The sequence below is a fragment of the Streptomyces sp. NPDC111656 genome, from assembly GCF_055656965.1.
In genome coordinates this window covers 380,275-399,404 of record NZ_JBVKCA010000001.1, presented here as the reverse complement: position 1 = coordinate 399,404, position 19,130 = coordinate 380,275, and the positions used below count along the sequence as shown (strand labels likewise).

Genomic DNA, 19,130 nt, shown 5'->3' with positions numbered 1-19,130 from the left:
CGGGCCTTTAGATGAACTTCTGGCCCGCGAGGAACTCGGCGAGCTGCTTGCCGCCCTCGCCCTCGTCCTTGACGATCGTGCCGGCCGTGCGCGCCGGGCGCTCGGTCGCGGAGTCGACCTTGGTCCAGGCGCCCTCGAGACCGACCTCGTCCGCCTCGATCTCCAGATCCTCCAGGTCCCAGGACTCCACCGGCTTCTTCTTGGCGGCCATGATGCCCTTGAAGGAGGGGTAACGCGCCTCACCCGACTGGTCGGTCACCGACACGACGGCCGGGAGGGAGGCCTCCAGCTGCTCGGACGCGCTGTCACCGTCACGGCGGCCCTTGACGACGCCGTCCTCGACGGAGACCTCGGAGAGCAGCGTGACCTGCGGTACGCCCAGACGCTCGGCCAGCAGGGCGGGGACGATACCGGCGGTGCCGTCGGTCGAGGCCATGCCGGAGATGACCAGGTCGTAGCCGGCCTTCTCGATCGCCTTGGCGAGCACCAGCGACGTACCGATCGCGTCGGTGCCGTGCAGGTCGTCGTCCTCGACGTGGATGGCCTTGTCCGCGCCCATGGAAAGCGCCTTGCGCAGCGCGTCCTTGGCGTCCTCGGGGCCGACGGTCAGCACGGTGATCTCGGCGTCGTCCGCTTCGTCGGCGATCTGCAGCGCCTGCTCCACAGCGTATTCGTCGAGCTCCGAAAGCAGACCGTCCACGTCGTCACGGTCCACGGTCAGGTCATCGGCGAAGTGCCGGTCGCCAGTGGCGTCGGGCACGTACTTCACAGTGACAACGATCCTCAAGCTCACGCCGGCTCTCCTACTGCATCGTCATTTCTGGGCTGCCTTCTTTCAGGCAGCATAGGCGCCTGAAGCGGCCGATCCCGGTCGGGGCGGCCCGCGCTCCGAACGAAATATTACTCGCCAGTACACCCAGTTCCTGCCCACTAAGCAAGCGCTTTGAACTGTGACCTTGGCAACGCTGCGTAACCGACGAGTAGGACTCACCAGTAGGACCGGCGAGTAGCTTCAGTCGCGCAGGCCGTTGAAACGCCCCTGGTGATACAGCAACGGGCGGCCCGCGCCCGACGGATCACCGAGGACGACCTCGGCCAGCACGATGCGATGATCCCCGGCCGGCACCCGCGCCGCGACCCGGCAGACGAGCCAGGCCAGTACTCCGTCGAGGACGGGAACACCTTCCGGGCCCTTGCGCCAACGGGTGGGCGCGCCGAAGCGGTCGGCGCCGCTGCGGGCGAAGGTGGCGGCGAGTTCCTGCTGGTGCTCGCCGAGTATGTGGATGCCGACGTGGTCGGACTCGGAGATCGCGGGCCAACTGGAGGCGCCGACACCGATGCCGAAGGAGACGATCGGGGGCTCGGCGGAGACCGAGCTGAGCGAGGTGGCGGTGAAGCCCACGGGACCCGAGCCGCCCTGCGCCGTGATCACGGCGACACCGGCCGCGTGCTGCCGGAAGACGGAGCGCAGGAGGTCGGGTGAGGCGAGTTGCGCATCGGGAGAGGCGAGCCGAAAACTGTCCAGGTCGGGCGTGGCCGTCATGGAGTCGTCCTTCTGCGAGGGGTGACGTGGGGGTCCCCCCGCTCGAGCGAAGCCGAGAGTGGGGGAGGGTCCGTAGGTGCTCAACAGACCGGACAGCGCGCACTCGCGGTGCGGGCCAGGTCCACGTGGACGCGCTCGAAGAGAAGGAGTTCCGGGGGCATACGGTCAGGTTGACGATAGGTGGTGCGTGCAGTCAAGTACGTCCCGTCATCTGCGAGATGCCTCACCATGATCGCCACGAGTCAGACGGCCTCTCCCAGCGCCGCGATCACATCCGCCCTGCGCGGCTGTCCGGTCGCGCGCCGCACGATCCGTCCGTCGGCGTCGAGGACGAGCACGGTCGGGGTCTTGAGGATCTCGAGTTCGCGGACGAGTTCGAGGCGGTCCTCGGCGTCGATCTCCACGTGGCGCACGCCCGGGACCATTCCGGCCACCTCGGTGAGCACCCGCCGGGTGGCCCGGCACGGAGCGCAGAAAGCGCTGGAGAACTGGACGAGCGTGGCCCGTTCGCCGAGCCCCTCCCCCAACTCCGCCGCGCCGAGCCGCTTTCCACCGTCACGCCCGCGCACTCTCACGCTCCCGCTCCGCCGCCGTTGCAGCACTCCGAACGCGCTCGCCGCCGCGAGCACCACCGCACACACCACAAGTCCGGTCATCTCCAGCACAAGCATTCACGAGACCGCAAAGATTCCCGGGTCCACGGACCGCCCTTCATGCGGAATGCTTGATTCATGGACATTGACGCAAGAGGGCCGCGGTTCGGTGCGGCCGTGACGACCGTCGTACTGGCGGCCGTTCTCATCACCGGCAGCACCTGGCTGTTGGCCTGGCAGGTACTGGCGTTCGCGCTGGGCGCCTCGGGCGGCGTGGCGCGCTCCCCTTACGGCTGGCTGTTCCGCACGGTCGTACGCCCCCGACTCGGGCCGCCCGCACAGTTCGAGTCGCCGCAGCCGCCGCAGTTCGCGCAGGCCGTCGGGCTCGTGTTCGCCGTGGTGGGTCTGATCGGTTTCACGGCGGGACCCGACTGGCTGGGGTTCGCCGCGACCGGCTGCGCGTTGGCGGCCGCGTTCCTCAACGCGGCGTTCGGATACTGCCTGGGCTGCGAGATGTACCTGCTCGTACGTCGGGTGACGGTACGCGCCCAGTGACGGTGAGTTAGAAGTCCGAGGTCGATCAGGGGACACGTGACGAGGATCTCGCCGCATCGCGGCACTGGGACTGGCCACTCGTCCGTTCTTGGGGCACGATCTGCGCAATGCCGTAAACCTACGGCTGCGTAACTTTCCCGCCGGGAGACCCCTTCCCGAGCAGAGAGAAAGGGTCCACCCCGTCCATGGCAGAGCTTGTCTACCGTCCCGTCGTCGGTCTCGCCCAAGTGTTGTTCAAGGCCTGGGACCTCAAGATCGACTGCAAGGGATCGGAGAACATTCCGCGCTCGGGCGGCGCCGTGCTGGTCAGCAACCACATCAGTTATCTGGACTTCATCTTCGATGGTCTGGCCACCCTGCCACAGAAGCGCCTGGTGCGTTTCATGGCGAAGGAGTCGGTCTTCCGGCACAAGATCTCCGGTCCACTGATGCGGGGCATGAAGCACATCCCGGTGGACCGCAAGCAGGGCGAGACGGCGTATCAGCACGCGCTGGATTCACTGCGGTCCGGCGAGATCGTCGGCGTCTTTCCCGAAGCGACCATCTCTCAGTCCTTCACCCTGAAGAGCTTCAAGTCGGGTGCCGCGCGCATGGCCCAGGAGGCCGGCGTGCCGCTGATCCCGATGGCCCTGTGGGGCACCCAGCGGCTGTGGACCAAGGGCCACCCGCGCAACTTCAAGCGCAGCCACACCCCGATCACCATCCGGGTCGGCGAACCGGTGGAGGCGCCGCAGGACCAGTACGCGGGCGCCATCACCCGGCGGTTGCGCGAGCGGGTCCAGGAGCTCCTGGAGGCCGCGCAGCGCTCCTATCCGGTCCGCCCCAAGGACCCGGACGACACCTGGTGGATGCCCGCGCACCTCGGCGGCACGGCGCCGACCGCCGAAGAGGTGAAGGCGGCCGAGGCCCGCTGAATCGTCACGCCGGGGTGTGGCCGGTGACCCACGCCGCGCCCCGGGGCTGAACTTCTCCAGGAGTGCGGCGAGTTCGGCCCCGTCGCACCCCACCGCGCCCCGTCGCACCGCACCACCTCGCCCGCGTCCGGGCGATGGGCGGCCGGTCTCAGAGTGCGCCGGGAAGCGTCTTCCAGAGGTACGGCCGGTCGGGGGCGGCCTTGAGGACGCTCAGCACGACCGGGTGAGGTTCGGCGTACAGGACCGGATAGTCGAGCTCGTCGAACTCGGGGTCGGGCGTGAAGGCCAGCCGCTCGCCGTCCAGGGAGAACTGGGCGTCCACGCCCGGCTTGTTGCCTCGGGGGTCCTGACGATGCCAGGCGCCATTGAACCGCACGGCGACGAGCCCGTGCACCTCGTCGAACTTCTGGTAGCAGAACGCCGTCGGGATGTCCTCGGCCCGCAGCAACGCGGCCAGGGCGTGGGCCTTCGCGTAGCAGATGCCGGTGCGCCGCTCCAGCACGTCGGAGGCACGCCAGGTGACCCGAAGATCGCCGGAGTCCTGCGAGTGCGGGATGGTGTCGCGCACGAATTCGAAGGCCGCCCATGCATAGGCATACGAGTCGACGGCCCCCTTGGCCAGCCGCGCGGCCGTCTCCCGTACGAGCGGATGGTGATGGTCGATGACCTCGTCCGCGGCCAAGTAGGCGGACAGGTCGGCGGTGTTCTGGATCAGCTCCATACCCGGAGAGCATAGGAATGCGATCACCCGAGAGTCAATGACTTTTCGGGTGACCGCATACCTATGCAGACACTCGTGTCCGGGCTACGCCTGAGCCATCTCCTCCTTGAGCGCCGCCACGAACCCGTCGACGTCGTCCTCGGTCGTGTCGAAGGAGCACATCCAGCGGACGTCGCCCGCCGCCTCGTCCCAGAAGTAGAAGCGGTAGCGCTTCTGGAGCCGCTCGCTCACGTCGTGCGGGAGACGCGCGAAGACGGCGTTGGCCTGGACCGGGTGGAGGATCTCCACGCCGTGCACCGCGCGTACGCCCTCGGCCAGCCGCTGGGCCATCTGGTTGGAGTGGCGGGCGTTGCGCAGCCACAGGTCCTTGGCGAGCAGCGCCTCCAACTGCACGGAGACGAAGCGCATCTTGGAGGCGAGCTGCATGGACAGCTTGCGCAGGTGCTTCATGTGACTGACCGCGTCCTGGTTGAGGACGACGACGGCCTCGCCGTACAGCGCGCCGTTCTTCGTCCCGCCGAGGCTCAGGAGGTCGACGCCGACCGCGTTGGTGAACGTCCGCATGGGGACGTCCAGGGAGGCGGCCGCGTTGGCTATCCGGGACCCGTCCAGGTGCACCTTCATGCCGTGCGCGTGGGCGTGGTCGCAGATCGCGCGGATCTCGTCGGGCGTGTAGAGGGTGCCCAGTTCGGTGCTCTGGGTGATCGAGACGACCTGCGGCATCGCACGGTGCTCGTCGTCCCAGCCGTAGGCCTGACGGTCGATCAGCTCGGGGGTGAGCTTGCCGTCGGGCGTGGGCACGGTGAGCAGCTTGAGGCCGCCCATGCGCTCGGGGGCGCCGCCCTCGTCGACGTTGATGTGCGCGCTCTCCGCGCAGATCACCGCGCCCCAGCGGTCGGTGACCGCCTGGAGCGCGACCACGTTAGCGCCGGTCCCGTTGAAGACCGGGAAGGCCTCGGCGGTGGCGCCGAAGTGGCTGCGGATGATCTGCTGGAGGTTCGCCGTGTAGTCGTCCTCGCCGTACGCGACCTGGTGCCCGCCGTTGGCCAGGGCCACGGCGGCGAGCACCTCGGGGTGGGCCCCCGCGTAGTTGTCGCTGGCGAAACCGCGGACGGCCGGGTCGTGGTGACGCCGGGCGTCGGTCTTCGGAGGGTTCACGGCTTCTCGGTCAGCCACAGACGGTTTCCGTTCACTTCACCGGCGGGCCGCGACCAGACGTCGGCGATGGCCTCGGCCAGATCCTCGACGTCCGTGAAGCCCGCGAACTTCGCGTTCGGGCGCTCGGCGCGCATCGCGTCGTGCACCAGTGCCTTGACCACCAGGATGGCAGCCGCCGAAGTCGGGCCCTGCTCGCCCCCGGCCTTGCGGAAGTAGTCGGCCATGGCCAGCGTCCACGCCTCGGCGGCGGCCTTGGCGGCGGAGTAGGCGGCGTTGCCCGCGGTGGGCTTGCTCGCGCCGGCGGCGCTGATCAGGAGGTAGCGGCCACGGTCGCTGCGCTGCAACGCCTCGTGGAACGCGAGAGACGTGTTCTGCACCGTGCGGATGAGCAGCAGCTCCAGGAAGTCCCAGTCGTCGAGGCTCGTCCTGGTGAAGGTCTCGCTGCCCCGCCAGCCGCCGACCAGGTGGACCAGGCCGTCGACGTGGCCGAAGTCCTTCTCGACGCGGACGGCCCACTCGCGGGTCGATTCGAGATCGAGCAGGTCGACCGTGTCGCCCACGACGGTGGCGCCGCCGTGCCCGTAGCGGGCCGCGTCCACGGCCTCCGCGAGCCGCTCGGGATCGTTGTCCGATCCGATGACGGTCGCGCCCGCGTCGGCGAGCCTGGCCAGCGTCGCGCGCCCGGCGGGTCCACCCGCTCCGGCGACCGCGATCACCGCGCCGCTGAGAGGTCCGTTGCCGTTTCCGTGTGCCATCGCCTTCGCCTCCTGAACATCCCCGGTACGAGCGCTCACGCGGCGGCCCGCTCGGCGCTCGTCGCGGTGATGCCCTTGGTGGAGGCGATCACGTTCTTCAGTTTCTTGGAGAGCGCCTCATAGAACATGCTCAGCGGAAACTCGTCCGGAAGCACGTCGTCGACGAGCTTACGGGGCGGCTGGGTCAGATCGAGGGCGTCCGGGCCCTTGGCCCAGCGGGAGCCGGGGTGCGGGGCGAGGTAGGTGGAGACGAGCTCGTACGCCTTGAACCAGTGGACGAGCTTGGGACGGTCGATGCCGGCCCGGTAGAGGTCCTCGATCTCGGCGCACAGCTGGTTGGTGATCTGCGGGGCACGCTGCCAGTCGATGTGCAGCTTGTTGTCGGTCCAGCGGACGACGTCGTGCTGGTGCAGGTAGGCGAAGAGGAGCTGGCCGCCGAGACCGTCGTAGTTGCGGACGCGGTCGCCGGTGACGGGGAAACGGAACATCCGGTCGAAGAGCACCGCGTACTGCACGTCACGGCCGTGCTGGTGGCCCTCGGCCTCCAGCTTCACGGCCTCCTTGAAGGCGGTGAGGTCGCAGCGCAGCTCCTCGAGGCCGTACATCCAGAACGGCTGGCGCTGCTTGATCATGAACGGGTCGAACGGCAGGTCGCCGTGGCTGTGGGTGCGGTCGTGGACCATGTCCCACAGCACGAAGGCCTGCTCGCAGCGGTCCTGGTCGTGGACCATCGCGGCGATGTCCTCGGGCAGCTGAAGGCCCAGGACGTCCACGGCGGCGTCGGTGACGGCGCGGAAGCGGGCGGCCTCGCGGTCACAGAAGATGCCACCCCAGGAGAAACGTTCCGGCGCCTCGCGCACGGCGATCGTCTCCGGGAAGAGGACGGCCGAGTTGGTGTCGTAGCCCGCCGTGAAGTCCTCGAAGGTGATGCCGCAGAACAGCGGGTTGTCGTAGCGGGTGCGCTCCAGCTCCGCCAGCCAGTCCGGCCAGACCATGCGCAGCACGACCGCCTCGAAGTTGCGGTCCGGGTTACCGTTCTGCGTGTACATCGGGAAGACGACCAGGTGCTGGAGGCCGTCCTCGCGGTGCGCGGCGGGCTGGAAGGCCAGCAGGGAGTCCAGGAAGTCGGGCACCTGGAAGCCACCGTCGGCCCAGCGGCGCAGATCCTTCACGAGCGCCTCGTGGTACTCGGCGTCGTGCGGCAGCAGCGGGGCGAGCTGCTCGATGGCGTCTATCGCACGGCGTACGGCCTGATCGGCATCGGCCGTGTCCGGGGCGCCCTCGGCCTCGAAGTCGATCGACCCGTCCTTGGACTGCCAGGGCCGGATCTCCTCCACGGCATCCTTGAGCACGGGCCAAGCCGGGTGCTCCACCACCCTGCCCACGGGAGGAACCTGCTCCTCCACACCCACTGACACAAGAATTTCCGTCATCTCACACCCTCCACGGGAGAACCTCGCGTATGCACACCGTATGTAAACGAGGTTCCTTCCCGCAAGGGGAGACTCGATAGATTATCCTGCACCACCCCTCCTTCACCGCTCTTTTTCCTGCCGGATACCTTGGAGGCGATTACTTCCCCTATAGGGCGCCGGGCCCACGGACATCCGCGGGAAGGGCCGGGAAGTGGCAGGAGCAACGGCTCCGGGCGCTCGCGGTCAACCGCCACGAGACTCGCCCACGCCCGGGTGACGCGCCCCGGCGGCAACGGCCCGCTCTCCCCTTGCGGCAGACACGCCCTGCCTGGCGTACGAGCGGGTACATCGCGCCGCGGGACGATTAGGCTGCGGCCTTGCCGCGTGGGTGCCGCCGAGACCACGCGCGAGCCGAGCCGCCGTCGACGGAAGCGAGTCGAATCTTGAACTTCCTCACCATCGGTCATCGCGGAGTGATGGGTGTCGAACCCGAGAACACCCTCCGTTCCTTCATCGCCGCCCAGCACGCGGGCCTCGACCTGATCGAACTCGATCTGCATCTGAGCAAGGACGGCGCGCTGGTCGTCATGCACGACGCGGACGTGGACCGTACGACCGACGGCTCGGGGCCGATCGCCGAGATGACCCTCGCCGAGCTGCGCGCCCTGGACGCCGGGCACGGTGAGCGCGTGCCCGTCTTCGAAGAGGTCCTGGACACCGTCAGGGCGCCGCTGCAGGCCGAGATCAAGGACACGGCGGCGGCTCGGGCGCTCGCCGAGGTCATGCACCGGCGCGATCTGGTGGGGCGGGTGGAGGTGTCGTCGTTCCACGACGAGGCGATCGCCGAGATCACTCGGCTCGTGCCGGGCGTCCGCACGGCGCTCATCGCGAGCCGCTACGGCGTCGATGTCGTGGACCGCGCCGTGGAGGTCGGCGCCGCCACCGTCTGCCTCAACGTCCGCCGGCTGACCCTGGAGGTCGTCGAGCACGCCCGCAAGGCGGATCTGCGGATCATCGGCTGGGTGGTGAACACCCAGGACCACCTGCGGCTGGTGCGGGCCCTGGAGCTGGACGGCGCGACCACCGACTATCCCCAGATCAAACGCACCGGCCGCTTCACGGCCTGAGGATCACTGAGCCGGCTGCGCCAGGGGCTTGACCAGCAGCTCGAACTGCAGGTCGGCGCGCTGCGGAATGCCGAAGCGCTCGTCGCCGTACGGGAAGGGAGTCATCTTTCCCGTACGGCGGTAGCCGCGCCGCTCGTACCAGGCGATGAGGTCCTCGCGTGCGGAGATCACGGTCATGTGCATCTCCGCGACACCCCAGGTCTCGTGGGCGTGCCGCTCCGCCTCGGCGATGATCACCTTGCCGAGTCCGCCGCCCTGGAGTGCGGGGCTGACCGCGAACATGCCGAAGTAGGCGTGGTCGCCGCGGTGTTCGAGCTGGCAGCAGGCGACGACGGCGCCGTCCCGCTCCACGGTCAGGAGGCGGCTGCCCGGCGACTTGATGACGGCGAGCACGCCCTCCGGGTCGGTCCGCTGACCTTCGAGGATGTCCGCCTCCGTGGTCCAGCCGGTCCGGCTGGAGTCCCCGCGGTAGGCCGACTCGATCAGCGCGACGAGGGCGTCCACATCGGCGTCGATGGCATCGCGGAAGGTCAGTCCGGTGGCGGCTGCGGTATCCATGGAACGGTTCTCCGAAATCTCTGGCGCGGCACGGGCACCGCTGAGCGTAACGCCCCCGCCCTTGAGGCCCTAGGCTCCGGGTGCATGGTGCATGTACTGAGCAGTCGGATCCTTCTGCGGCCCACCGACCCGGAGCGCTCCCGCTCCTTCTACGGCGAGCGGCTGGGGCTCGCCGTCCACCGGGAGTTCGGGACGGGTCCCGAGCGCGGGACGGTCTATTTCCTCGGCGGCGGCTTCCTGGAGGTCTCGGGCCGCTCCGAGACCCCGCCCTCGCCCGCGCTCAGGCTGTGGCTCCAGGTGGCCGACGCCGACGCGGCGTACGAGGAGCTTTCGGCGGCCGGGGTCGACATCATGCGCCCGCCGGTGAAGGAGCCGTGGGGGCTGATCGAGATGTGGATCGCGGACCCGGACGGTGTCGAGATCGTGCTCGTGGAGATCCCGGCGGATCATCCGCTGCGCTACCGCCCCGGAATCTGAGCGCACGACGCCCTGCGCCGGATGGCCACGGCCAGGGCACGGGCATAGCGTGCTGCAGGGGCCTTCTGGCGCAAGGGCGGAGGAACGTCATGAAGCTCGACAAGCCGGTGACCGGCGGTCCGTGCTGGACCGAGCTCGGGACCAGTGATCTGGAGGCGGCCAAGCGCTTCTACGCCGATCTGTTCGGCTGGCGCCCGGAGACCGACCCACGCCAGGAGGCGGGCGGCTACACGGTCGCGCACCTCGGCGACGCGCCGGTCGCGGCGATCTCCCCGCTGTACCAGGAGTCGCAGCCCGTCGCCTGGAACGTGTCCTTCGCGGTGGCCGACGCCGACACCGCCGTGGACGCGGTGCAGGCCGCGGGCGGCACGGTCGTCCTCGGCCCCATGGACGTGTTCGACGTCGGGCGTTTCGCGGTGGTGTTCGACCCGACCGGCGCGGCCTTCCAGCTGTGGCAGGCGCGGGCCTTCCCGGGCGCGGGGCTGTTCAACGCGCCGGGCGCGCTCGGCTGGGTGGAGCTGCTGACGCGCGCCCCGGACCGGGCCGTCGAGTTCTACACCACGGTCTTCGGCTGGACCGTGAACGCCTCCGAGCACTACACGCAGTGGGGCATCGAGGGAGCCGACTTCGGCGGCATGGTGGCGATGGACGACAACTTCCCGCACGCGGTGCCGCCGCACTGGCTGCCGTACTTCGCCGTCGAGGACGTGGACGCCACCGCGAACGCCACCGTCGGGGCGGGCGGCAGCATTCTCATGGAGCCCACGTCCGTGCCGGACGGCCCCCGGATCGCCGTCCTGCGGGACCCCCAGGGGGCGTTCTTCGGGGTTCATGTGGCGGGCGAGGAGGGCTAACCGGACGCTCGACCGGACCTCATGCCAGGGGTGTCACCGCCACCTGGTCGATGACCGGCGCGTACGCGGAGCGCTGATGGTGGGCGTTGGTGGTGTCGCCGTCGAAGTCGGGCCGTTCGTCGGCGGTGAAGGTGAGGGTGTTGGTGCCCTTGTTCAGGGTGACGGGGACGGCGAGGTCCCAGAAGTTGTTGAAGTGGAAGGTCGTGGGGAAGAGGATCCGGTGCGCCGGCGCCCCGTTCACGGACAGGTCCGCGTGGCGGCAGACCGGATCGGGGTTGTAGTGGGTGGCCGGGGGCTGCTCGCCGTTGGAGTAGCGGACGGTCAGGGCATGACGTCCGGTGCGTGTCGCCGTGACGGTCAGGGTAAGGGCGCTGTCCGGCCCCCGGCCGATTCCCTCGACCGCCTTCCCGCCGGTGGCGAAGGTGTGGGCGCCCGTCACCTTGGCCTCGCCCGTCACCGTGCCCTCCTCGGCGGGGTACACGGTGGTCTCGAGGCGTCCGGTTCCCGGTCCGACGCACAGCCGGTCGAGGACGAGGTGCTCCGAAGTGCCGGTCACCGTCACCTTGTTGATGCCGCCGGCCAGGAACAGCGGGATCCCGTCCCGGTCGAGACCTCCGACCTCCACCCCGTTGACCGTCAACAACCCTTCTCCCGAGCCGAGTTGATCTACCGTCACGAGCGCCTCGCCGTCGGCGGCCGCATGCACCCAGAACGTGGCGGTCCCCCCTGGCGGCAGCAGTACGGCACCCGGCCCGCAGGCGCCGCGGTGCTCGTACGTCACGCGGGCGCCGGCGCCGAGGTCCGCGTACGGGGCCTCGTACAGCGCGGGCGCGGTCACGTGCGCGTCCCGCAGGACGAGGTCGATCCGGTCGATGATCGCGTCGCCCTTGGTGGCGCCGAGGTCGGGGTCCCGCGCGGACAGGGTGAGCGTGTGCGCGCCCGCCGTCAGCTCCACCCGGGTGTCGGTGTGCCCCCAGACGACCGGCTTGTAGCCGAGGGGGAGGCGCAGCTCCTGGGGGTCCGCTCCGTCGACGCGCAGGAAGACATTGGTGGGGCCCTGCTCCCGCACGAGTTCGTGGAGGTTGTGGGAGCCCGCGAGGACACTCAGGTCGTACGTCCCGTCCTGCGGGACCTCGACGCGGAAGGCGACGGCGAGGTCGGAGCCGGTGCGCAGTCCGCCGACGTGGTAGGTGCCCGAGGTGGCGAACCTGTCGACGTCGGAGGGGGATCCCTCGGGCCCGTTCCTCGAGTGACCCTCGCCCGTGCAGGTCGCGTTTTCCGCGCGGTACGACCGGCGCCAGCCGATCGAGGGCGGCGCGAGGACCCCGTCGCCGCCGGGCGAGAGGATCACCTCGTAGGCGGACATCGCGTCGAGGTCGGCGAGGGGAAGGAGCACCCTGCCTTCGTCGACCGGCAGTTCGAGGTCCTCGATGCGCAACGGCTGTGCCGAGGCGCCGACTTGGCCGCTCCACGGGATCTCGTGGAGCCTCGCATGGACCGTGCCGCCGAAGATCTCGGCGGGGACGTTCTCGAAGACGAGATCCGCGGCGCCGCCGCTGCCGCCGAACAGGGCGCGGGCCTGGCGCTTGTCCCGGTCGAGCGTGGCGACGCCCTGGAGGGTGTACTGGGCATTGGGGTGCGGCGCCCGCACGTGGACCGTGCGGCCGGTCATCCGGCCGTAGGTGTGGAACAGCCACCACTGGCCGTTGCCCTTGTTCGCCTCGACCGCCGAGTCGTTGAGGTTGCCGTCGATGTTCCAGTACGCCATGTCGGCGTCGATCTTCGACTCCTCGATGGCGGAGATCCACTGGATCATCTGCCCGGGCACGGACAGGTGGTAGTTGTGCGCGTACTCGTTGATGTTGACGGGGAGGGGGCCGATACCCACCTCCCGTTCCATGTCGCGGTACTTGGCGACGTTCGTACGGATCGCGGCGGGCGTCGACAGCTCGTGCCAGGTCACCACGTCCGGGAGGACGTCATGGGCCTTGGCGAACTCCAGGAAGCCCCGCACCTCCTCGTACAGGACGCAGGTGTTGGGGCCCGCGATGCGCGCGTGCGGGTCGAGGCCCTTGATGAGGTGGTGGAGGTCCTTCCAGGCGGCGAAGTAGTTTCGCGGGTCGGTGTGCCAGGAGGTCTTGTCGTAGCTCCACTCCCCCGTGCCGAACATGTTGCCTTCGGGTTCGTTGAACGGCACGTAGACGATGTGGGACTTGAGGGCACCCGTCGTCAGGACCTGCCTGACCTGCTTCTCCACCCTGGCCCGGTAGTCAGCGAGGCGTTCCTCGCCGGTGGCGCCGGGCCACTGGTAGGGGAAGCCGCGGTAGATGTCGGTCATGTAGAGGTAGACGTCCCTGCCTCCGCAGTCCACGAAGGAGGGCAGGATGTCGAGGGCGTCGGCGCCGGGGTGCTGGGTGCCGTCCTGGGCCTTGGTCGACACCGTGCGCACGTACATGCCCTCGACCACGTTGCGGCTGGGCACTCCGTCGCCGTACAGGCCGTAGAGCGTGCCGCTCGCCCCGCCGTGGAAAGCGCCGCTGTCGGTGCCCAGGTCGACGGTGAGCGTCTCGGTGTCTGCTGCCACTTCGCCTCCGCGGTCACTCTGCTTGTTCGACATCCCGTACGTCAGCCGGAACCCCGAACCGGGCGAGCCTGAACGTAGGAGCGTCGCGCGGCTCGTGTCAACGGCGAGTGCCCTCGAAGCAAGTGGGCTCCCGGGACGCCTCAGACGCGGGGCACCCCGAGACGGCCTTCGAGCTGACCGAGCAACTCACCGAGCAGGTCGGCGAGTTCGCGCTGGCGGGCGAGGTCGATCCCGGACAGGGCCGTCGTCTCGTAGGCGAGCTGCTGGGGCAGGATGCCGTCGACGAGGTCGCGTCCCGCGTCGGTGAGCCGGACGTGCGCGACCCGGCGGTCACGGGTGTCACCGCGGCGCTCGACCAGGCCGCGCTCGGTCAGTTGCTTCAGGCGCTTGGTGACGGCGGCACCGGAGGAGAACGTCTCGCGGGCGATCTCACTGGGGGTCAGCTCGTGACCGGTCCGGCGCAGGGTCCCGAGGACGTCGAACTCCGGACGGGTGAGCCCGGCCCGACGCAACGGGGCGTCCTCGGCCTGCTGAAGCAGCGCGGCCGAGCGGTTGATCCGGCCGATGATCTCCATCGGCCCGGTGTCGATCCCGGGATGAACGGCCTGCCACTGCCGCACCACGGCAGCCATGGTGTCGACCGGGGGCGGGGTGCCGGGGGGTGCGGTGGTGGGGGTACCTGAGGGGGCCTGGGGGCCTGAAGGGGTCTCGGCACCTGAGGCCACTGGGCCGCCTGAGGGGGCCGGGGCGCCCGAGGCGGCCGGAACGCCCGAGGCACCCGAGGCACCCGAGGGAGCCTGGGTACCCGAAGCAGCCGGAGCGCCTGAGGTACCCGGAGTGCCTGGGGCAGCTGGGCTGGCCGAGGCAACCGGGGCACCCGCGGCAACCGGGCTGTCCGAGGGAGTCGAAGTGCCCGGGGCGGCCGGAGCGCCCGAGGGAGCCTGGGTACCCGAAGCAGCCGGGCTACCCGCCGGAGCCGGAGTACCCAAGGGAGCCGGAGTACCCGAGGCGGCCGGGCCACCCGAGGCGACCCGCACACCCGAAGCACCCGGAGCGCCTGAGGCAGCTGGGCTGCCCGGGGCAACCGGGCTGCTCGAGGGAGTCTCGGGAGCGGTCTCGGTGTCCGTTGCGGTGCTGGGGCGGACTGCAGGCGTGTCCGCCCCGGCCGACCCAGCCGACCCGACCGCCCGCGCGGGGCCGGAGCCCCGCTCCGCCGACGCCGACCGGCCGGCCTGCGGATGCGCCGGCGTGGACCCCTCGGCCGGGGTACCCGCGTCGGCCGCTTCTTCGGTCCCGTTGCCGGTCGCCGCCATTTCTCCGCGCGGAGCACTCGCCGAGAGCCCGCGTCCGGCCGAGTCGCCGGACGGGCCGCTCCCACCGGCGCGCGCCTCCGCCGACGCCGACCGCCGGGCCGCCGGACTGTCCGCGCCGGCAGCACCACCGACCACGGCGCCCGCCGAACCCGACCGCCCAGCCGGCGGCTCGCTCATCCGACTCGGCTGCCCGTGCGGCGCCGCGTGCCGAGGTGTCGCCGGGGTCGCAGTGCCGCTCTGGCCGAGTGCCGCGTCCGTCGCGCGCCCATCCGCTGCCGTCATGCCTGTGCGCCCTCCAAGGAGTGCAGTCCCTGCCGCCGTACCGTCGCCGCGAGCGTACGGTGTCCGGACTGCTCGGCCCGCATCACCCGCTCCTCCGGCAGGGCGCGTTGCCACCATTCGCCGGCGGCGGCGTCGGCGGTGGCGCGCAGTTCGACGACGGCGCCGGACAGCGCGCGGCGGGCGGACTCCAGGGCGCCGGGTTCGGGACGCTCGGAGTCGAGCAGGCCCACGGCACGTTCACGGGCCCGCTCGACGGCGTCGAGAGCGTCCTCGATACGGGCGCCGGCGCGCCGGTTGGTGACCGCGACCGCCGCGGCGAAGCCGACCAGCGCACCCACCAGGGTGTCCGCGACCCGGTCGGTCATCAGCTCACCGGGCTGCTGGACGCGGGCGAACTCGGTGATGAGCAGCGCCATGGGGGTCACGCAGATGCTGCCGAGCCAGTAGTTGCGGCCGATCAGGGCCTCGGCGCCGAAGTTGAGGGTGAGGCACAGCAGGACGAGGACCGCCTGGCTGAGATGGGCCAGTGGGGCGAGCACGGCGAAGAAGAGGACGCCGATCAGGTTGCCGACGACGCGCTGCACTCCCCGGCTCCAGGTCAGGGTGACGTTGGCCTGGTAGAGCGAGGCGGCGGTGACCAGCGCCCAGTAGGGGCGCCCGACGCCGAGCGCGAGCGACGCGTATCCGGCGAGGGCACAGCCGAGCGCGGTGCGCAGGGCGATCGGGGCGAGTGGGCCCAGGCGACGGAACAAGGGGTTCGAGGGGACGGCGAGTTCGACTTCCACGCCCAGGAGTTCGTCGGCGGCTTCCCCGAGGTCGTCCGGACGAGGTACGGGCCCGGCGCCGCGTACCTCGCGCGCCCACGCCCGCAGCCGCTCGGGCTCCGTGTCGGCGGGCGCGGCGATCGCCACCTCGGCGCGCACGACGAGCCGTTCCAGGGCGCGCCGGGGCGCACTGCGGGCGCCGGTGGAGAGCAGCGACTGCCAGGCCCCGTGCACGGCGGCGGCCGCGGCGGCACGGGCCCGGGCGGCCCCGTCACCGCTGCCCGCTGTCTCGGCGTAGGTGGCCGCGGCGTGCAGCGCGTGCGCCGTCGCACGGCGCTCGGGCCCGTGCGGGCGCACGAGTCCGGGTGCCATGCCGACGATCCACGCCCAGGCGCCCGCCGCGGCGCCCAGCGCGAGATGGCCGGGCACCTGGCCGAGCGCCTGTGGCACGAACAGGGACGCGGAGCTGATGAAGGCGAGGACCACGTGACCGGGCGGCCCGATGCGCGTGGCGTCGCACAGCGCCTTCTGCGCGGCGGCCAGCAGCGCGCCGACGGTGACCAGCACCACGGCGTTCGTCGTGAGCGAGGCCGCGGTCAGCGCGACGGCGAGGCCGCCGAGCATGCCGAGGACGACCCAGGCGAGCGCGCGGGCGCGGGCGGCGTACGGACGGTTGTGGGCGTAGAGCGCGCAGAGCGATCCGGCCATGGTGTACATCGCCAGGTCCAGCCGGCCGAGCGCGAGAAGCGTCAGATTCGGCGGGGCGACCGAGGCGACCACGCTCAGTGCGGGCTTGAACCAGATGTCGGCGGGGCGGCCGAGCCGCAGCACACCGGCCAGCGGGAGACGACGTCCATGAGAGCGGTGGCGTCCTTGGGGACGGCGGCGTACTCGGGGGGTCTGGGGGGTCGCACTGCTCATACCTTCAAGCTTAGCAGGTGTTTTACTCATGAAATATATTCTCCCGTCACCGCCCACCCACGCCCACCTGCGACGCACTCCCGCACGCTCCCCCGCGTACACCTGTGCGCTCGCTTGCGCACCGCCCTGCCCGGGCATGACCTGACCGACTGTCCGACTCCGTCGAGCGGGGAGGTACGCGGTGCACGGACCGGCGTCACCCGGCTGGCTGCTCGTAGCACTGTGCGCGGCGAGCGGGGCCTACTGCCTGTTGCGGATGCGCAGCCCCGTCGAGGAGCAGCGCCGCACCGCGGGCGCCGAGGCGCTCATGGGATTCGGCATGGCCGCGATGGCCGTGCCCGCGGCGGCAGCCACTCCGCCGCGCTGGGCCTGGTTCGCGTACGCCGCGGTGTTCGCTGCCGCCGCGCTGCGTACCCTCTGGTCGGTCCGCAGCAGCCCGCACCATCTGCACCACCTGGTCGGGGCCTGCGCCATGGTCTACATGGCCGCCGCGATGGCCGCCTCCCCCGGGCACCACGAGCACGGCGGCGGCTCCGGGACTCCACTGGTCACGGGGGCGCTCCTGGTCTACTTCGTCGGGTACGTGCTGCGCTCCGGGGCCCGGCTGTTGCCGGTCGCGGCGGTGGCCGGCGACTCGGGGACGCTCGGCGGCACCCCCCGGACCCTCGGCTGGGGCGACCGCCCCGAGCTGTCACAGGCATGCCGTCTGTCCATGGGGATCGCGATGCTGGCCATGCTGGTCACGCTCTGAGCGCCGCTCCGGCCCCGGCCATGTGAAACCGTGGCGTACGTCACTTTGTCGTCGCGGGCCGTATCCCCCGGCGACGCTCCGCTCATAGGCTTCACCTCATGATGGTCCCCGCGGCACTGTTGCTGCTCGGCGCCCTGGCCGCCGTGGTCGCTCCACGACTGCTCGCCCGGGCGGACTGGCCGGACCATGAACCCGTGGTCGCCCTGTGGGCGTGGCAGTGCGTGGTGGCGGCCGTTCTGCTGTGCTGCGTCCTGTCGATGACGCTCAGCGCGGCCGCCGCGTGGGTGGCGGTGCGCGGCCATGTCTTCGCCCCCGCTCCGCACTCCGTCGTGGAGGCCTACGCGTTGAGCAAGGGGAGCCCGTGGGCCGCGACGACCGCCGTGGCGCTCGCCTGCGGCGGTGCCTGGACCGCGGCGATGCTGGTCCGCGAGGTGCTGCGGGCCCGGGCCCACCGTCGGCAGAGCCGTGACGAACTCCTCGTACGCGCACCGCTGTTGCCCGGTGAGGAGCCGAGCAGTGAACGGCTGGTGGTGCTGGAGGGCGAGCGTCCTGACGCCTGGTGGCTGCCCGGCACCGCTCCCCAACTGGTCGTCACCACAGCCGCGTTGCGCCGTCTCAAAGGACGTCAGCTGGACGCCGTGCTCGCCCATGAACAGGGTCACGCGCGGGCCCGGCACGACTGGCTGCTGCACTGCTCGGCCGCCCTCGCCGTCGGTTTTCCGCAGGTGCCCGTGTTCGCCGCGTTCCGCGACGAGATGCACCGCCTGGTCGAACTCGCCGCCGACGACATGGCCTCCCGCCGCTTCGGCCGCCTCACGACCGCCCTCGCGCTGGTGGAACTGAACGAGGACCGGGGCGTGTTCGGCCCCTGCCCGACTCCACAGGCCCACGTCCCGCAGCGGGTGCACCGCCTGCTCGCTCCCCCGGACCGGCTGACGCCGTCGCGGCGGCTGCGGCTGACGGCGGCGGCCACGCTGGTGCCGGTGATCCCCCTGCTGGTGGCGTTCGTACCGGGCCTGCGGGCGCTCGGCTAGCCCCAACAGCGGCGGTTCGGCGCCACGGGGTTGGCCTTCGGCCCCGTACGTCGGTGAGGATCACCGTATGCGCTCCCCGCCCCTCGCCCCACCGCTTCGCACCCCGGCCCCACGGACCGCGGCAGTCACCGCGGCGGTGCTCGCCGTTCCGTCCGTGCTGCTTCTCCTGCTGGTCGCGTTCTCCTGGCGACCGCTGTCGGCCCTCGACGGCGACATCGCGCGCACCGCGCACCGCTGGGCGGTCGACGAACCCGCTGTCACCCAGGTGTTCCGCGTTCTGACGGACTGGGTGTGGGACCCGTGGACGATGCGCGCGCTGGGTGCGCTGGTCGTGCTCGGGCTGGTGTGGCGGCGTTCGGTGTGGTGGCCGGCGCTGTGGGTGACGGCCGCCGGTGTGCTGGGCACGGTGGCGCAGCAGTCGCTGAAGGCGGCGGTCGGCCGGGCACGCCCCGTCTGGCCCGACCCCGTGGACTCCGCGCACTACGCGGCCTTCCCCTCGGGCCACGCCATGACCGCGACGGTGGTGTGCGGGCTGCTGCTGTGGCTGCTCCAGCTGTACGGCGCCGGGCGCGCGCTGCGGCGTACGGCACTGGCGCTCGCCGTGGTCTCCGTCGTGGGTGTCGGCCTGACCCGTGTCTGGCTGGGAGTCCACTGGCCCTCGGACGTCCTGGGCGGCTGGCTGCTCGGCGCGCTGGTGGTCGCGCTGGCGGTGATGACCCATGAGCGCCTCTTCGGCTCGGAACGTACTTGACCGGCACGGAGTGTGCTCGACCCGCCCGGGGCGTGCTTGACCGGCGCGGACCGCGCCCCG

19 protein-coding genes are annotated in these 19,130 nt (G+C 70.9%); 8 read left to right on the top strand and 11 right to left on the bottom strand.

From position 1 onward, the window contains the following. Positions 1-7 precede the first annotated feature (7 nt). From ACZ7M3_RS01905 to ACZ7M3_RS01895, 3 genes are all read right to left on the bottom strand, one after another. Positions 8-793 (bottom strand): electron transfer flavoprotein subunit beta/FixA family protein, encoded by a 786-nt coding sequence (locus ACZ7M3_RS01905; RefSeq protein WP_054228809.1) that lies wholly within the window; start codon positions 791-793, stop codon positions 8-10. 219 nt (positions 794-1,012) lie between these two features. Further along, positions 1,013-1,543 carry a flavin reductase family protein gene (locus ACZ7M3_RS01900; RefSeq protein ID WP_351299606.1) on the bottom strand — a complete coding sequence of 177 codons (531 nt, stop codon included), beginning with the start codon at positions 1,541-1,543 and terminating at the stop codon, positions 1,013-1,015. A 242-nt stretch (positions 1,544-1,785) separates the two neighbouring features. Continuing rightward, on the bottom strand, positions 1,786-2,199 hold the full coding sequence (locus ACZ7M3_RS01895) for a TlpA family protein disulfide reductase (RefSeq protein ID WP_472060992.1): 414 nt from the start codon (positions 2,197-2,199) through the stop codon (positions 1,786-1,788). A gap of 75 nt (positions 2,200-2,274) precedes the next feature. On the opposite strand from ACZ7M3_RS01895, the gene ACZ7M3_RS01890 reads away from it, so the two are divergent. Together ACZ7M3_RS01890 and ACZ7M3_RS01885 are read left to right on the top strand one after the other, a co-directional pair. After that, the gene (locus tag ACZ7M3_RS01890) at positions 2,275-2,691 is read left to right on the top strand and encodes a DUF4395 domain-containing protein (protein ID WP_095856176.1); all 417 of its coding nucleotides are present in this window, start codon (positions 2,275-2,277) and stop codon (positions 2,689-2,691) included. A 185-nt stretch (positions 2,692-2,876) separates the two neighbouring features. Then, entirely contained in the window at positions 2,877-3,605 is a 729-nt protein-coding gene (locus ACZ7M3_RS01885) for a lysophospholipid acyltransferase family protein (RefSeq protein WP_472059974.1), read from the top strand. A 148-nt stretch (positions 3,606-3,753) separates the two neighbouring features. On the opposite strand, the gene ACZ7M3_RS01880 is transcribed toward ACZ7M3_RS01885, so the two are convergent. From ACZ7M3_RS01880 to ACZ7M3_RS01865, 4 genes are all read right to left on the bottom strand, one after another. Then, on the bottom strand, positions 3,754-4,326 hold the full coding sequence (locus tag ACZ7M3_RS01880) for a transglutaminase domain-containing protein (RefSeq protein ID WP_472059973.1): 573 nt from the start codon (positions 4,324-4,326) through the stop codon (positions 3,754-3,756). Positions 4,327-4,410: 84 nt separating this feature from the next. Then, positions 4,411-5,484, bottom strand: coding sequence for a threonine aldolase family protein (locus ACZ7M3_RS01875; protein WP_388519020.1), 1,074 nt, complete (start codon positions 5,482-5,484; stop codon positions 4,411-4,413). Continuing rightward, on the bottom strand, positions 5,481-6,239 hold the full coding sequence (locus ACZ7M3_RS01870) for an SDR family oxidoreductase (protein WP_095856173.1): 759 nt from the start codon (positions 6,237-6,239) through the stop codon (positions 5,481-5,483). Before ACZ7M3_RS01870 ends, ACZ7M3_RS01875 begins: the two co-directional genes overlap by 4 nt. A 35-nt stretch (positions 6,240-6,274) precedes the next feature. Beyond that, on the bottom strand, positions 6,275-7,672 hold the full coding sequence (locus ACZ7M3_RS01865; protein ID WP_472059972.1) for a DUF6421 family protein: 1,398 nt from the start codon (positions 7,670-7,672) through the stop codon (positions 6,275-6,277). A gap of 425 nt (positions 7,673-8,097) precedes the next feature. Here ACZ7M3_RS01865 and ACZ7M3_RS01860 point away from each other — a divergent pair, with 425 nt between their 5' ends. Next, entirely contained in the window at positions 8,098-8,781 is a 684-nt protein-coding gene (locus tag ACZ7M3_RS01860) for a glycerophosphodiester phosphodiesterase (protein ID WP_472059971.1), read from the top strand. A 3-nt stretch (positions 8,782-8,784) separates the two neighbouring features. Here ACZ7M3_RS01860 and ACZ7M3_RS01855 read toward each other — a convergent pair whose 3' ends face one another. Further along, positions 8,785-9,339 carry a GNAT family N-acetyltransferase gene (locus ACZ7M3_RS01855; protein ID WP_472059970.1) on the bottom strand — a complete coding sequence of 185 codons (555 nt, stop codon included), beginning with the start codon at positions 9,337-9,339 and terminating at the stop codon, positions 8,785-8,787. Between the two features lie 84 nt (positions 9,340-9,423). On the opposite strand from ACZ7M3_RS01855, the gene ACZ7M3_RS01850 reads away from it, so the two are divergent. After that, the gene (locus ACZ7M3_RS01850) at positions 9,424-9,816 is read left to right on the top strand and encodes a VOC family protein (RefSeq protein WP_472059969.1); all 393 of its coding nucleotides are present in this window, start codon (positions 9,424-9,426) and stop codon (positions 9,814-9,816) included. An 89-nt stretch (positions 9,817-9,905) separates the two neighbouring features. Beyond that, positions 9,906-10,670, top strand: a complete 765-nt coding sequence (locus tag ACZ7M3_RS01845; protein WP_067372884.1) for a VOC family protein — start codon at positions 9,906-9,908, stop codon at positions 10,668-10,670. 19 nt (positions 10,671-10,689) lie between these two features. Here the strand turns inward: ACZ7M3_RS01845 and ACZ7M3_RS01840 are convergent, their stop codons facing one another. From ACZ7M3_RS01840 to ACZ7M3_RS01830, 3 genes are all read right to left on the bottom strand, one after another. After that, the gene (locus tag ACZ7M3_RS01840; protein WP_472059968.1) at positions 10,690-13,287 is read right to left on the bottom strand and encodes a cellulosome protein; all 2,598 of its coding nucleotides are present in this window, start codon (positions 13,285-13,287) and stop codon (positions 10,690-10,692) included. A 107-nt stretch (positions 13,288-13,394) separates the two neighbouring features. Beyond that, a complete protein-coding gene (locus tag ACZ7M3_RS01835) occupies positions 13,395-13,886 on the bottom strand; it encodes a MarR family winged helix-turn-helix transcriptional regulator (protein ID WP_095856167.1) in 492 nt (163 codons plus the stop codon). Between the two features lie 959 nt (positions 13,887-14,845). Then, positions 14,846-16,534: an FUSC family protein gene (locus ACZ7M3_RS01830; RefSeq protein WP_472059967.1), complete on the bottom strand. Its 1,689-nt coding sequence runs from the start codon at positions 16,532-16,534 to the stop codon at positions 14,846-14,848. A gap of 181 nt (positions 16,535-16,715) precedes the next feature. Between ACZ7M3_RS01830 and ACZ7M3_RS01825 the strand changes: the two genes are divergently transcribed. The 3 genes from ACZ7M3_RS01825 (at position 16,716) to ACZ7M3_RS01815 (ending at position 19,070) form a co-directional block, all read left to right on the top strand. Beyond that, positions 16,716-17,285 (top strand): DUF5134 domain-containing protein, encoded by a 570-nt coding sequence (locus ACZ7M3_RS01825; RefSeq protein WP_472059966.1) that lies wholly within the window; start codon positions 16,716-16,718, stop codon positions 17,283-17,285. Between the two features lie 98 nt (positions 17,286-17,383). Next, positions 17,384-18,319 carry a M56 family metallopeptidase gene (locus ACZ7M3_RS01820; RefSeq protein ID WP_472059965.1) on the top strand — a complete coding sequence of 312 codons (936 nt, stop codon included), beginning with the start codon at positions 17,384-17,386 and terminating at the stop codon, positions 18,317-18,319. 67 nt (positions 18,320-18,386) lie between these two features. Further along, the gene (locus ACZ7M3_RS01815) at positions 18,387-19,070 is read left to right on the top strand and encodes a phosphatase PAP2 family protein (protein WP_472059964.1); all 684 of its coding nucleotides are present in this window, start codon (positions 18,387-18,389) and stop codon (positions 19,068-19,070) included. Positions 19,071-19,130: the final 60 nt, after the last annotated feature.

Excerpts from the sequence above, each read along its gene's own strand:
- ACZ7M3_RS01900 (WP_351299606.1), bottom strand. The coding sequence starts at position 1,543 with ATGACGGCCACGCCCGACCTGGACAGTTTTCGGCTCGCCTCTCCCGAT.
- ACZ7M3_RS01895 (WP_472060992.1), bottom strand. The coding sequence starts at position 2,199 with ATGACCGGACTTGTGGTGTGTGCGGTGGTGCTCGCGGCGGCGAGCGCG.
- ACZ7M3_RS01890 (WP_095856176.1), top strand. The coding sequence starts at position 2,275 with ATGGACATTGACGCAAGAGGGCCGCGGTTCGGTGCGGCCGTGACGACC.
- ACZ7M3_RS01885 (WP_472059974.1), top strand. The coding sequence starts at position 2,877 with ATGGCAGAGCTTGTCTACCGTCCCGTCGTCGGTCTCGCCCAAGTGTTG.
- ACZ7M3_RS01880 (WP_472059973.1), bottom strand. The coding sequence starts at position 4,326 with ATGGAGCTGATCCAGAACACCGCCGACCTGTCCGCCTACTTGGCCGCG.
- ACZ7M3_RS01870 (WP_095856173.1), bottom strand. The coding sequence starts at position 6,239 with ATGGCACACGGAAACGGCAACGGACCTCTCAGCGGCGCGGTGATCGCG.
- ACZ7M3_RS01865 (WP_472059972.1), bottom strand. The coding sequence starts at position 7,672 with ATGACGGAAATTCTTGTGTCAGTGGGTGTGGAGGAGCAGGTTCCTCCC.
- ACZ7M3_RS01855 (WP_472059970.1), bottom strand. The coding sequence starts at position 9,339 with ATGGATACCGCAGCCGCCACCGGACTGACCTTCCGCGATGCCATCGAC.
- ACZ7M3_RS01850 (WP_472059969.1), top strand. The coding sequence starts at position 9,424 with ATGGTGCATGTACTGAGCAGTCGGATCCTTCTGCGGCCCACCGACCCG.
- ACZ7M3_RS01845 (WP_067372884.1), top strand. The coding sequence starts at position 9,906 with ATGAAGCTCGACAAGCCGGTGACCGGCGGTCCGTGCTGGACCGAGCTC.
- ACZ7M3_RS01840 (WP_472059968.1), bottom strand. The coding sequence starts at position 13,287 with ATGTCGAACAAGCAGAGTGACCGCGGAGGCGAAGTGGCAGCAGACACC.
- ACZ7M3_RS01835 (WP_095856167.1), bottom strand. The coding sequence starts at position 13,886 with ATGGCTGCCGTGGTGCGGCAGTGGCAGGCCGTTCATCCCGGGATCGAC.
- ACZ7M3_RS01830 (WP_472059967.1), bottom strand. The coding sequence starts at position 16,534 with ATGAGCAGTGCGACCCCCCAGACCCCCCGAGTACGCCGCCGTCCCCAA.
- ACZ7M3_RS01820 (WP_472059965.1), top strand. The coding sequence starts at position 17,384 with ATGATGGTCCCCGCGGCACTGTTGCTGCTCGGCGCCCTGGCCGCCGTG.
- ACZ7M3_RS01815 (WP_472059964.1), top strand. The coding sequence starts at position 18,387 with ATGCGCTCCCCGCCCCTCGCCCCACCGCTTCGCACCCCGGCCCCACGG.